Origin of the sequence: Pseudomonas sp. Ost2 (assembly GCF_018326065.1) — a bacterium.
GTDB lineage: Bacteria > Pseudomonadota > Gammaproteobacteria > Pseudomonadales > Pseudomonadaceae > Aquipseudomonas > Aquipseudomonas gingeri.
The window spans coordinates 6,632,432-6,645,000 of sequence record NZ_AP021904.1 but is presented as its reverse complement, the minus strand read 5'-3'; the positions used below and the strand labels follow the sequence as shown (position 1 = coordinate 6,645,000).

Below are 12,569 nucleotides of genomic sequence, written 5' to 3'. Positions count from 1 at the left end.
CGACGGCGGTGTTTGGCACCTCGATGTCGGCTCATCACATCCTGGGGCTGAAGCCGGTCCCAAGGGTATGGCTGTTCGCCATTTAAAGTGGTACGCGAGCTGGGTTTAGAACGTCGTGAGACAGTTCGGTCCCTATCTGCCGTGGACGTTTGAGATTTGAGAGGGGCTGCTCCTAGTACGAGAGGACCGGAGTGGACGAACCTCTGGTGTTCCGGTTGTCACGCCAGTGGCATTGCCGGGTAGCTATGTTCGGAAAAGATAACCGCTGAAAGCATCTAAGCGGGAAACTTGCCTCAAGATGAGATCTCACTGGAACCTTGAGTTCCCTGAAGGGCCGTCGAAGACTACGACGTTGATAGGCAGGGTGTGTAAGCGCTGTGAGGCGTTGAGCTAACCTGTACTAATTGCCCGTGAGGCTTGACCATATAACACCCAAGCAATCTGCTGCTTTGAGCTGAAAGGCGAAAGAGACCAGATTGCGGTGTATGAAGACGAAACGAACCGAAAGTTTGCGGCTCACAAAACACCGAATATCGATCACATACCCGATTTGCTGAAGCGCGGCCTCAAGGCCACGACTCGGTACCCGAATTTCTTGACGACCATAGAGCATTGGAACCACCTGATCCCATCCCGAACTCAGCAGTGAAACGATGCATCGCCGATGGTAGTGTGGGGTTTCCCCATGTGAGAGTAGGTCATCGTCAAGATTAAATTCCGAAACCCCAATTGCGAAAGCAGTTGGGGTTTTGTTTTTGTGCCGCGGAAAACTCGCAACGAGGAGGTCCTTGAGCCCTGTGGGGATCTGGCGGCCGCCATCGCCGGCAAGCCGGCTCCCACAGGGGGCGGGGATGAGGCTGTCTCTGCGGCGTCCCCGCAGTATGCAAGGCTCCGGCTCATGGCTATCATGCGTGCCTCATTGTGAGGCGAGACCTGCATGCTGACGTTGTTAAAACTCCTGAAAGATGGTCGATTTCACTCTGGCGAGGCGCTTGGGGCGGCGTTGGGCGTCAGTCGCAGCGCTGTCTGGAAGCAGCTTCAGCAGTTAGAGGCCGAACTGGGGCTATCGATCCACAAGGTGCGTGGTCGTGGTTATCAGTTGGCCTCTCCCCTGGTGCTGCTTGATCAGCAGGCTATCGCCGCCGCCAGGTCATCGCCGGCCTGGCCGGTACATGTCTATGAGTCGATCGACTCGACCAACGCCGAAGCGTTGCGCCTGGTCGAGCGTGCTGCTCCTGCGCCCTTTGTTGTCGTGGCCGAACGGCAGACGGCAGGCCGTGGTCGTCGCGGACGCCAGTGGGTCAGTCCATTCGCCGAGAATATCTATTACAGCCTGTTGCTCAGGGTCGATGGCGGCATGCGTCAGCTCGAGGGTTTGAGCCTGGTGGTGGGCCTCGCGGTGTTGCACGCCCTGCGGGAGCTGGGTATCCCGGGGCGGGCCTGAAATGGCCGAACGATGTCCTGGTAGGTGGCCGGAAAATCGCTGGTATCCTGCTGGAGCTGGTCGGGGACCCGGCGGATGTCTGTCACGTTGTGCTGGGCATCGGTATCAACGTCAACATGCAGGTCGCCGATCAGGTTGATCAGCAATGGACATCCGCCAGGCTCGAGACGGGGCGCGCGGTGGACCGCAATCAGGTGATCGCATCCTTGAGCGAGAAGCTTCAGGATTATCTGCAGCGGCATCAGGCATCGGGCTTTTCTGCGATACAGGCGGAGTGGGAGCAGAATCATCTCTGGCAGGGGCGGGAGGTTTCCCTGGTCGCTGGCGCCAACGTGATCGATGGCACGGTGCTCGGCATTGACCAGCAGGGCGCGCTTCGCCTGAAGGTTGCCGGTGTCGAGAAAGTGTTCAGCGGTGGCGAGCTCAGCTTGAGGTTGCGCAATGATTCTTGAGCTCGACTGCGGTAACAGCTTTATCAAGTGGCGCGTCATTCTGGCCGATGGTGAAGAAGTGGTCGCTGGTGGTGTCGTCGACTCCGACCAGATGCTGCTGCAGCGATTGCGTGAGGGTTCCACGTTGAAGTTGGCGTGGTGTCGCCTGGTCAGTGTGCGTACCGAAGAGGAAACGGATCGTCTGGTCGCGGCGCTTGTCGATGCCTTTGGCATCGAGGTGGCGTGTGCGCAGCCCGCGGAAGAAATGGCGGGTGTGCGCAATGGTTACAAAGATCCTGAGCGCTTGGGGCTTGATCGCTGGCTGGCCTTGCTCGGTGGTTTCCGGCTGGCCGGTGGGCCGTGCCTGGTGCTGGATTTCGGCACGGCGGTCACCGCGGATTTCGTCGCCGAGGACGGCCTGCACCTGGGTGGCTTCATTTGTCCTGGAATGCAGTTGATGCGTAACCAGTTGCGTACCCATACTCGGCGGATCCGCTATGACGATGTGGCCGCCGAGCTTGCGCTGGCCAGCCTGGCGCCCGGGCAGGAAACCGTCGAGGCGGTGGAGCGCGGCTGTCTGTTGATGCTCCGGGGTTTTGTCCTTACCCAATTGGAGCAGGCTCGCGAGTACTGGGGGGATGACTTCAGGGTATTCCTCACCGGAGGCGACGCGGCATTGGTCAGCGAGGTTGTTCCCGGAGCCAGGTGGGTGCCTGATCTGGTATTTGTCGGCCTGGCCATTGCCTGCCCGTTGAGCTGAGGTTTCTATGCGTTGGTTGTTTCTGTTGTTGCTGGTACTCAATGGTGTCTATTACGTCTGGCATCAGCAGGAGGTGCCACTGAGGGCGAAGGAGGTGGCTCCTCTGTCGCTTTATCGCAGTGCGCACCAGGATATCCAGTTGTTGAGCGAGTCGGATAACGCCGGGGCGCGCAAAACCGCCGCCAGGGACCAGGAAGAGGAGTCCGAGTGCCTGTATCTGGGAGGGGTGGCACGCCAGGATGTCGCCCAGTCGATTCAGCAGCGCCTGCAGGGAATGGATATCAAGGCGCGTGTACAGCGGGTGAATGTTCCGGATTCCGCGGGCTATTGGCTGCGTATCGCACCCGAAAGCCGGCATTTGCTGGATGACGCCCTTCTGCAGAATCTTGCTAAAGAATTCAATGAGTTAAAACATAAAATAATGTTGTGCGAAGGCATTGCAACTGCCGAATAGTTTGCATAGAATGGCGCCCGCTTCGCAGTGAACACCTCTTGAGGGACTGGCTGGGAAGCGAGGTCAACGCAGCTAACCTCATATTTTTAAATGAGAAATTGCTTGACAGAGGTTCAGCATGATGTAGAATGCGCCTCGATTGGAGGGGTTCCCGAGCGGCCAAAGGGATCAGACTGTAAATCTGACGTCTCAGACTTCGAAGGTTCGAATCCTTCTCCCTCCACCATAATTTCAGCGGAAGCAGCAAGCTCCGCGGGTATAGTTTAGTGGTAGAACCTCAGCCTTCCAAGCTGATGATGCGGGTTCGATTCCCGCTACCCGCTCCAAGTTTGCTGTTTGTGCAAAGTGTTTCGCTCTTGTAGCTCAGTTGGTAGAGCACACCCTTGGTAAGGGTGAGGTCAGCGGTTCAAATCCGCTCAAGAGCTCCATATATAACAAGGCAGATATGAGAATATCTGCCTTTGTTTTAATGGTCGATGTAGCTTGCTCAATTCTTCTCCTAAGGGTGATTTCGATGGCTAAGGAAAAGTTCGAACGTAATAAGCCGCACGTCAACGTTGGCACCATTGGTCATGTCGACCACGGTAAGACCACTCTGACTGCTGCGCTGACCCGTGTCTGCTCCGAGGTTTTCGGTTCGGCCAAGGTCGAGTTCGACAAGATCGACAGTGCCCCGGAAGAAAAAGCTCGCGGTATCACCATCAACACCGCTCACGTTGAATACGATTCGGCTGTGCGTCACTACGCTCACGTTGACTGCCCAGGTCACGCTGACTACGTGAAGAACATGATCACCGGTGCTGCCCAGATGGACGGCGCGATCCTGGTTTGCTCGGCCGCCGATGGTCCGATGCCACAAACCCGTGAGCACATCCTGCTGTCCCGTCAGGTAGGCGTTCCGTACATCGTGGTTTTCCTGAACAAGGCTGACCTGGTAGACGACGCAGAGCTGCTGGAACTGGTCGAGATGGAAGTTCGCGACCTGCTGAGCACCTACGACTTCCCAGGTGATGACACTCCAATCATCATCGGTTCGGCTCGTATGGCGCTGGAAGGCAAAGACGACAACGAGATGGGCACCACTGCCGTCAAGAAACTGGTAGAAACTCTGGACAGCTACATCCCGGAGCCAGAGCGCGCTATCGACAAGCCGTTCCTGATGCCAATCGAAGACGTGTTCTCGATCTCCGGTCGCGGTACCGTGGTAACTGGCCGTATCGAGCGTGGTATCGTTCGCGTCCAGGATCCACTGGAAATCGTTGGTCTGCGTGACACCACCACCACCACCTGCACCGGTGTTGAAATGTTCCGCAAACTGCTCGACGAAGGTCGTGCTGGCGAGAACTGCGGCGTTCTGCTGCGTGGTACCAAGCGTGACGACGTTGAGCGTGGCCAGGTTCTGGTCAAGCCGGGTTCGGTCAAGCCGCATACCAAGTTCACCGCAGAAGTTTACGTTCTGAGCAAGGAAGAAGGCGGTCGTCATACTCCGTTCTTCAAAGGCTACCGTCCACAGTTCTACTTCCGTACTACTGACGTGACTGGTAACTGCGAGCTGCCAGAAGGCGTTGAAATGGTAATGCCAGGTGACAACATCCAGATGACTGTCACTCTGATCAAGACCATCGCGATGGAAGACGGCCTGCGTTTCGCTATCCGTGAAGGCGGTCGTACCGTCGGCGCCGGCGTCGTAGCAAAAGTAATCGAATAAGTAGTTGAAATACCTCTCTCAGGCCGACATAATGGTCGGCCTGATTCAAGTTTTAGGTCAGTAGCTCAATTGGCAGAGCGACGGTCTCCAAAACCGTAGGTTGGGGGTTCGATTCCCTCCTGACCTGCCAGATTCACTCGGTGTGTCTGGCTTTCTTTTCACAGGATCCTCTTAGATGACCTCCAACACTGAAGCCCAAGGCTCTCGCTTCGATCTTCTCAAGTGGCTCGTTGTAGTCGCTCTGGTGGTGATTGGTGTTGTTGGCAACCAGTACTACGCTGGTTCGCCGATCCTGTACCGTGTACTCGCTCTGCTTGTCATTGCTGCTGTAGCTGCCTTTGTAGGCCTGCAGACCGCCAAAGGCAAGTCGTTCTTTGTACTGGCCAAGGAAGCTCGCACCGAAATCCGTAAAGTCGTATGGCCGACTCGCCAAGAAACCACGCAGACCACGTTGATTGTCGTGGCTGTGGTGCTGGTTATGGCGTTGCTGTTGTGGGGGCTCGATTCCCTGCTCGGCTGGCTTGTTTCCTTGATTGTTGGCTAAGGGTGTCCCGTGGCTAAGCGTTGGTACGTTGTGCATGCTTACTCGGGTTACGAGAAGCATGTCATGCGCTCGTTGATCGAGCGGGTAAAGCTGGCAGGCATGGAAGATGGCTTCGGCGAAATTCTGGTCCCTACTGAAGAAGTAGTGGAAATGCGTAATGGCCAGAAACGCAAAAGCGAACGCAAGTTCTTCCCTGGTTACGTGCTGGTACAGATGGATATGAACGAGGGGACTTGGCACTTGGTCAAGGATACTCCTCGGGTGATGGGCTTTATTGGCGGTACCGCCGACAAGCCTGCACCGATCACCGACAAAGAGGCCGAGGCCATTCTGCGTCGTGTCGCTGATGGTAGCGACAAGCCGAAGCCGAAGACGTTGTTCGAGCCGGGCGAAGTGGTACGTGTTACCGACGGTCCGTTCGCAGATTTCAACGGCACGGTCGAAGAAGTTAACTACGAGAAGAGCCGGATCCAGGTCGCGGTGCTCATTTTCGGTCGCTCTACTCCGGTAGAGTTGGAGTTCAGTCAGGTCGAAAAGGTCTAGCTGAGCAAGCATCCCAACCCCACAGCCCTAGGCTGTGGGGTTTTGTCGTCACTGGGATAAACGCGCAAGTAACCGGGGAGCCTTTCGAGGCGTTCGAACCCGTAATTGGAGTGCCTCATGGCCAAGAAGATTACCGCTTACATCAAGCTGCAAGTGAAGGCCGCTCAGGCCAACCCTAGCCCACCCGTCGGTCCAGCTCTGGGTCAGCACGGCGTGAACATCATGGAATTCTGCAAGGCCTTCAACGCCCGTACCCAGGGTCTTGAGCCAGGTCTGCCGACTCCAGTGATCATCACTGTCTACAGCGACCGTAGCTTCACTTTCGAAACCAAGTCGACCCCGGCTTCGGTTCTGTTGAAGAAAGCTGCTGGCCTGACCAGCGGTTCTGCTCGTCCTAACACCGTTAAGGTTGGCACCGTGACCCGTGCTCAGCTGGAAGAAATCGCGAAGACCAAAAACGCGGATCTGACTGCAGCTGATATGGATGCAGCCGTGCGTACCATCGCCGGTTCTGCTCGTAGCATGGGCCTTAACGTGGAGGGTGTGTAATGGCTAAGCTGACCAAGCGCCAAAAGGCTATCGCCGGCAAAATCGAAGCAGGCAAGGCCTACAACTTTGTAGACGCCGCCGCTCTGCTGACCGAGCTGTCGACTGTCAAGTTCAGCGAGTCCGTTGACGTTGCTGTAAACCTGGGCGTTGACCCACGTAAATCCGACCAGGTCGTACGTAGCGCTACCGTGCTGCCACACGGCACTGGCAAGACCGTTCGTGTTGCCGTGTTCACCCAGGGTCCAGCTGCCGAAGCTGCTCTGGCTGCCGGCGCCGATCGCGTTGGCATGGACGACCTGGCTGCCGAAATGAAAGGCGGCGACCTGAACTATGACGTGGTCATTGCTTCCCCGGACGCAATGCGTGTTGTAGGTCAACTGGGTCAGATCCTCGGTCCACGTGGCCTGATGCCTAACCCTAAAGTCGGTACCGTAACTCCAGACGTAGCCGGCGCGGTCAAGAACGCCAAGGCTGGTCAGGTTCGTTATCGCACCGACAAAAACGGCATTATCCACACTTCCGTTGGCAAGGTCGGCTTCGATGCCGTCAAGCTGAAGGAAAACGTTGAAGCCCTGATCGCCGACCTGAAGCGTATCAAGCCAGCTTCCTCGAAAGGTATCTACGTCAAGCGCGTTACCCTGAGCACCACCATGGGCCCAGGTCTGGTCATCGACCAGAGCTCGCTGGACGCGTAAGACAAAAGTGGGTGCAAGCGATTGCACCCATTGAAAGATTGGGGTCCCTGCCTGGCGGGGGCTATCCAAGACCGTAGGCGGCGCAAGCCTTAAACCACAAGCCTACGCAGATGGTGCTCCCGGTTCCTTACCGAATCAGACACCAAAACGACATCCGGCTTCGGCCAGATGAAACGGTAACAAGCAGGAGTTGAACCCGTGGCAATTAATCTCGAAGACAAGAAGGCCATCGTCGCTGAAGTCAACGAGGCTGCCAAAGTCGCTCTGTCCGCTGTCGTGGCTGATGCCCGTGGCGTAACAGTAGGCGCAATGACCGGACTCCGTAAAGAGGCTCGTGAAGCTGGCGTATACGTACGTGTTGTACGTAACACCCTGCTCAAGCGCGCTGTTGCTGACACTGAATACAGTGTTCTCAACGACGTGTTCACCGGCCCTACCCTGATTGCGTTCTCCAAGGATCATCCGGGCGCTGCTGCCCGTATTTTCAAAGAGTTCGCCAAGGGTCAGGACAAGTTCGAGATCAAGGCAGCTGCGTTCGAGGGCAAGTTCCTCGCAGCGAACCAGATCGACGTGCTGGCAAGCTTGCCAACCCGTGACGAAGCCATTTCCCAGCTGATGAGCGTGATTCAAGGCGCTACCAGCAAACTGGCTCGTACTCTGGCGGCAATCCGCGAGCAGAAAGAAGCTGCCGCAGCCTGAGGCTGAGCATTTCCTTTCTCGCGTATTTTGTTTATTTCGATGGCCGTACAGGCTGTCCCCCAATTCAGGAATTGAGTCATGTCTCTGACTAACGAACAAATCATCGAAGCAATCGGCCAGAAAACCGTTCTGGAAGTTGTTGAGCTGATCAAGGCAATGGAAGAAACCTTCGGCGTTTCCGCTGCTGCCGCTTCGGCTGGCCCAGCTGTTGCTGCTGCCGTTGTTGAAGAACAAACCGAGTTCAACGTTGTTCTGAAAGCCGCTGGCGAGAAGAAAGTCAACGTCATCAAGGCTGTACGTGAACTGACCGGTCTGGGTCTGAAAGAAGCCAAGGAAAAGGTTGACACCGCTCCTCAGGTCATCCTGGAAGGTGTTGACAAAGGCGCCGCTGACAAAGCTGCTGCCGCGCTGAAAGAAGCAGGCGCTGACGTCGAAGTTAAGTAACTTTCGACTGTGCGTCTCCAGCCCGAGCGTTAAGCGACAGGCTGATGGCTGGTGGCTCTTGCCACCGGCCTTTTTCCGTTATTGGCGACCGGCTCGGCCGGCGCCTCTAACGTGCTTCAACCACCCGATGCGGTGGCGCAAACCAAGGGGTTTGCACGATTTTCTGGCTGCTCCCGTCGGGAGAGGCCAAACAAGCAGGTGACCAAGCTGGGGAACGCTGATGGCTTACTCATATACTGAGAAAAAACGTATCCGCAAGGACTTTAGCAAGTTGCCGGACGTCATGGACGTACCGTACCTCCTGGCTATCCAGCTGGATTCGTATCGCGAATTCTTGCAGGCGGGCGCGACCAAGGACCAGTTCCGTGACGTCGGTCTGCATGCGGCCTTCAAATCCGTTTTCCCGATCATCAGCTACTCCGGCAACGCTGCTCTGGAGTACGTTGGCTATCGTCTGGGCGAACCGGCCTTTGATGTCAAGGAATGCGTATTGCGCGGCGTGACCTATGCGGTTCCGCTGCGGGTGAAAGTGCGCCTGATCATTTTCGACAAAGAATCGTCGAACAAAGCGATCAAGGACATCAAAGAGCAAGAAGTCTACATGGGTGAAATCCCCCTGATGACTGAGAACGGTACCTTCGTAATCAACGGTACCGAGCGTGTAATCGTTTCCCAGCTGCACCGTTCCCCGGGCGTGTTCTTCGACCACGACCGCGGCAAGACGCACAGCTCCGGCAAACTGCTGTACTCCGCGCGGATCATTCCGTACCGCGGTTCGTGGCTGGACTTCGAGTTCGACCCGAAAGACTGCGTGTTCGTCCGTATCGACCGTCGCCGCAAGCTGCCGGCTTCCGTGCTGCTGCGCGCGCTGGGTTATGGGACCGAAGAAGTTCTCGACGCGTTCTACACCACCAACGTATTCCACGTTAAGGGCGAGACCCTGAGCCTGGAGCTGGTGCCTCAGCGCCTGCGCGGTGAGATCGCGGTCCTCGATATCCAGGACGACAAAGGCAAGGTTATTGTCGAGCAGGGTCGTCGTATCACCGCTCGCCACATCAACCAGCTGGAAAAAGCCGGGATCAAAGAGCTGGAAGTGCCACTGGACTACGTCCTGGGTCGCACTACCGCCAAGGTCATCGTGCATCCGGCTACCGGCGAAATCCTGGCAGAGTGCAACACCGAGCTGAACACCGAGATCCTGGCGAAAATCGCCAAGGCCCAGGTTGTTCGCATCGAGACGCTGTACACCAACGACATCGACTGCGGTCCGTTCATCTCCGACACGCTGAAGATCGACTCCACCAGCAACCAACTGGAAGCGCTGGTCGAGATCTATCGCATGATGCGTCCTGGTGAGCCACCGACCAAGGATGCCGCCGAGACCCTGTTCAACAACCTGTTCTTCAGCCCTGAGCGTTATGACCTGTCTGCCGTCGGCCGGATGAAGTTCAACCGTCGTATCGGTCGTACCGAGATCGAAGGTTCGGGCGTGCTGTGCAAGGAAGACATCGTCGCGGTACTGAAGACCCTGGTCGACATCCGTAACGGCAAGGGCATCGTCGACGACATCGACCACCTGGGTAACCGCCGTGTTCGCTGCGTAGGCGAAATGGCCGAGAACCAGTTCCGTGTTGGCCTGGTGCGCGTCGAGCGTGCGGTCAAGGAACGTCTGTCGATGGCCGAAAGCGAAGGCCTGATGCCGCAAGACCTGATCAACGCCAAGCCGGTCGCGGCCGCGGTGAAGGAGTTCTTCGGTTCCAGCCAGCTGTCGCAGTTCATGGACCAGAACAACCCGCTGTCCGAGATCACGCACAAGCGCCGTGTCTCCGCACTCGGCCCGGGCGGTCTGACCCGTGAGCGCGCAGGCTTCGAAGTTCGTGACGTACACCCGACGCACTACGGTCGTGTCTGCCCGATCGAAACGCCGGAAGGTCCGAACATCGGTCTGATCAACTCCCTGGCCGCTTATGCGCGCACCAACCAGTACGGCTTCCTCGAGAGCCCGTACCGCGTGGTGAAAGACGCTCTGGTCACCGACGAGATCGTGTTCCTGTCCGCCATCGAAGAAGCCGATCACGTGATCGCTCAGGCTTCGGCCACGATGAACGACAAGAAAGTCCTGATCGACGAGCTGGTAGCTGTTCGTCACCTGAACGAATTCACCGTCAAGGCGCCGGAAGACGTCACCCTGATGGACGTTTCGCCGAAGCAGGTAGTTTCGGTCGCCGCGTCGCTGATTCCGTTCCTCGAGCACGACGACGCCAACCGTGCGTTGATGGGTTCGAACATGCAGCGTCAGGCTGTACCGACCCTGCGCGCCGACAAGCCGCTGGTAGGTACCGGCATGGAGCGCAACGTTGCCCGTGACTCCGGCGTTTGCGTCGTGGCTCGTCGTGGCGGCGTGATCGACTCCGTCGATGCCAGCCGTATCGTGGTCCGTGTTGCCGATGACGAAGTTGAACCGGGCGAAGCCGGTGTCGACATCTACAACCTGACCAAATACACCCGCTCGAACCAGAACACCTGCATCAACCAGCGTCCGCTGGTGAGCAAGGGTGATCGCGTTCAGCGCAGCGACATCATGGCCGACGGCCCGTCCACCGACATGGGTGAACTGGCACTGGGTCAGAACATGCGCATCGCCTTCATGGCGTGGAACGGCTTCAACTTCGAAGACTCCATCTGCCTGTCGGAGCGCGTTGTTCAGGAAGACCGCTTCACCACGATCCACATCCAGGAACTGACCTGTGTGGCCCGTGACACCAAGCTTGGCCCAGAGGAAATCACTGCGGACATCCCGAACGTGGGTGAAGCCGCACTGAACAAGCTGGACGAAGCCGGTATCGTCTACGTCGGCGCCGAAGTCGGCCCTGGCGACATCCTGGTCGGTAAGGTCACTCCGAAAGGCGAGACCCAACTGACTCCGGAAGAAAAACTGCTGCGTGCGATCTTCGGTGAGAAGGCCAGCGACGTCAAAGACACCTCCCTGCGCGTGCCGACCGGCACCAAGGGTACTGTCATCGACGTACAGGTCTTCACCCGCGATGGCGTTGAGCGCGACAGCCGTGCCCTGTCCATCGAGAAGAGCCAGCTCGACGAGATCCGCAAGGACCTCAACGAAGAGTTCCGTATCGTTGAAGGCGCGACTTTCGAACGTCTGCGTTCCGCCCTGGTCGGTCACACCGCCGAAGGCGGCGCCGGTCTGAAGAAAGGCCAGGAGATCACCAACGAGATCCTCGACGGTCTTGAGCACGGCCAGTGGTTCAAGCTGCGCATGGCTGAAGACGCCCTGAACGAGCAGCTCGAGAAGGCCCAGGCCTACATCGTCGATCGCCGCCGTCTGCTGGACGACAAGTTCGAAGACAAGAAGCGCAAGCTGCAGCAAGGCGATGACCTGGCTCCGGGCGTACTGAAGATCGTCAAGGTCTACCTGGCAATCCGTCGTCGCATTCAGCCGGGCGACAAGATGGCCGGTCGTCACGGTAACAAGGGTGTGGTCTCTGTGATCATGCCGGTTGAAGACATGCCGCACGATGCCAATGGCACCCCGGTCGACGTCGTTCTCAACCCGCTGGGCGTACCATCGCGTATGAACGTCGGTCAGATCCTTGAAACCCACCTGGGCCTCGCGGCCAAAGGTCTGGGCGAGAAGATCAACCGTATGATCGAGGAGCAGCGCAAGGTTGCTGACCTGCGCAAGTTCCTGCACGAGATCTACAACGAGATCGGCGGTCGCAACGAAGAGCTGGACACCTTCTCCGACCAGGAAATCCTGGATCTGGCGAAGAACCTGCGAGCTGGCGTGCCAATGGCTACTCCGGTATTCGACGGTGCCAAGGAAGTTGAAATCAAGGCCATGCTGAAACTGGCAGACCTGCCGGAAAGCGGCCAGATGCAACTGTTCGATGGTCGTACCGGCAACAAGTTCGAGCGTCCGGTTACCGTTGGCTACATGTACATGCTGAAGCTGAACCACTTGGTAGACGACAAGATGCACGCTCGTTCTACCGGTTCGTACAGCCTGGTTACCCAGCAGCCGCTGGGTGGTAAGGCGCAGTTCGGTGGTCAGCGTTTCGGGGAGATGGAGGTCTGGGCACTGGAAGCATACGGTGCCGCATACACTCTGCAAGAAATGCTCACAGTGAAGTCGGACGATGTGAACGGTCGGACCAAGATGTACAAAAACATCGTGGACGGCGATCACCGTATGGAGCCGGGCATGCCCGAGTCCTTCAACGTGTTGATCAAGGAAATTCGTTCCCTCGGCATCGATATCGATCTGGAAACCGAATAACACG

General features: G+C 57.4%; 11 protein-coding genes, 4 tRNA genes, 2 rRNA genes and 1 pseudogene (1 of these 18 cut by a window edge). All 18 read left to right on the top strand.

Annotated elements, in window-relative coordinates; genetic code table 11:
* A 23S ribosomal RNA gene (locus KI243_RS29475) occupies window positions 1-425 on the top strand (it extends 2,467 nt beyond the left edge of the window).
* A 169-nt stretch (window positions 426-594) separates the two neighbouring features.
* Window positions 595-710: ribosomal RNA gene (rrf, locus tag KI243_RS29470) — 5S ribosomal RNA — on the top strand.
* Between the two features lie 227 nt (window positions 711-937).
* The gene (locus tag KI243_RS33190; RefSeq protein WP_348529712.1) at window positions 938-1,444 is read left to right on the top strand and encodes a biotin--[acetyl-CoA-carboxylase] ligase; all 507 of its coding nucleotides are present in this window, start codon (window positions 938-940) and stop codon (window positions 1,442-1,444) included.
* 1 nt (window position 1,445) lies between these two features.
* A pseudogene (locus tag KI243_RS33185) lies at window positions 1,446-1,818 on the top strand (hypothetical protein); the annotation flags it as partial.
* A 67-nt stretch (window positions 1,819-1,885) separates the two neighbouring features.
* Window positions 1,886-2,635, top strand: a complete 750-nt coding sequence (locus KI243_RS29460) for a pantothenate kinase (RefSeq protein WP_177088671.1) — start codon at window positions 1,886-1,888, stop codon at window positions 2,633-2,635.
* Between the two features lie 7 nt (window positions 2,636-2,642).
* The gene (locus KI243_RS29455) at window positions 2,643-3,089 is read left to right on the top strand and encodes a hypothetical protein (RefSeq protein ID WP_212810186.1); all 447 of its coding nucleotides are present in this window, start codon (window positions 2,643-2,645) and stop codon (window positions 3,087-3,089) included.
* A 141-nt stretch (window positions 3,090-3,230) separates the two neighbouring features.
* Window positions 3,231-3,315, top strand: a tRNA-Tyr gene (locus KI243_RS29450).
* A 26-nt stretch (window positions 3,316-3,341) separates the two neighbouring features.
* Window positions 3,342-3,415 (top strand) — tRNA-Gly (locus tag KI243_RS29445).
* 26 nt (window positions 3,416-3,441) lie between these two features.
* Window positions 3,442-3,517, top strand: a tRNA-Thr gene (locus tag KI243_RS29440).
* Between the two features lie 86 nt (window positions 3,518-3,603).
* Window positions 3,604-4,797 (top strand): elongation factor Tu, encoded by a 1,194-nt coding sequence (gene tuf / locus KI243_RS29435; protein WP_175653476.1) that lies wholly within the window; start codon window positions 3,604-3,606, stop codon window positions 4,795-4,797.
* Window positions 4,798-4,851: 54 nt separating this feature from the next.
* A tRNA-Trp gene (locus tag KI243_RS29430) sits at window positions 4,852-4,927 on the top strand.
* A 45-nt stretch (window positions 4,928-4,972) separates the two neighbouring features.
* Window positions 4,973-5,341, top strand: coding sequence for a preprotein translocase subunit SecE (gene secE, locus KI243_RS29425; protein WP_017123213.1), 369 nt, complete (start codon window positions 4,973-4,975; stop codon window positions 5,339-5,341).
* Window positions 5,342-5,350: 9 nt separating this feature from the next.
* Window positions 5,351-5,884 (top strand): transcription termination/antitermination protein NusG, encoded by a 534-nt coding sequence (nusG, locus tag KI243_RS29420; protein WP_010443972.1) that lies wholly within the window; start codon window positions 5,351-5,353, stop codon window positions 5,882-5,884.
* 117 nt (window positions 5,885-6,001) lie between these two features.
* Window positions 6,002-6,433: a 50S ribosomal protein L11 gene (gene rplK, locus KI243_RS29415; RefSeq protein WP_003176435.1), complete on the top strand. Its 432-nt coding sequence runs from the start codon at window positions 6,002-6,004 to the stop codon at window positions 6,431-6,433.
* Complete coding sequence (rplA, locus tag KI243_RS29410; RefSeq protein ID WP_017123211.1) at window positions 6,433-7,128, top strand: 50S ribosomal protein L1; 696 nt, start codon at window positions 6,433-6,435, stop codon at window positions 7,126-7,128. Before rplK ends, rplA begins: the two co-directional genes overlap by 1 nt.
* Window positions 7,129-7,326: 198 nt before the next feature.
* Window positions 7,327-7,827: a 50S ribosomal protein L10 gene (rplJ, locus tag KI243_RS29405; RefSeq protein WP_017123210.1), complete on the top strand. Its 501-nt coding sequence runs from the start codon at window positions 7,327-7,329 to the stop codon at window positions 7,825-7,827.
* Window positions 7,828-7,905: 78 nt separating this feature from the next.
* Window positions 7,906-8,271: a 50S ribosomal protein L7/L12 gene (gene rplL, locus KI243_RS29400; protein ID WP_017123209.1), complete on the top strand. Its 366-nt coding sequence runs from the start codon at window positions 7,906-7,908 to the stop codon at window positions 8,269-8,271.
* Between the two features lie 220 nt (window positions 8,272-8,491).
* Window positions 8,492-12,565 carry a DNA-directed RNA polymerase subunit beta gene (gene rpoB / locus KI243_RS29395; RefSeq protein ID WP_042934140.1) on the top strand — a complete coding sequence of 1,358 codons (4,074 nt, stop codon included), beginning with the start codon at window positions 8,492-8,494 and terminating at the stop codon, window positions 12,563-12,565.
* Window positions 12,566-12,569 lie beyond the last annotated feature (4 nt).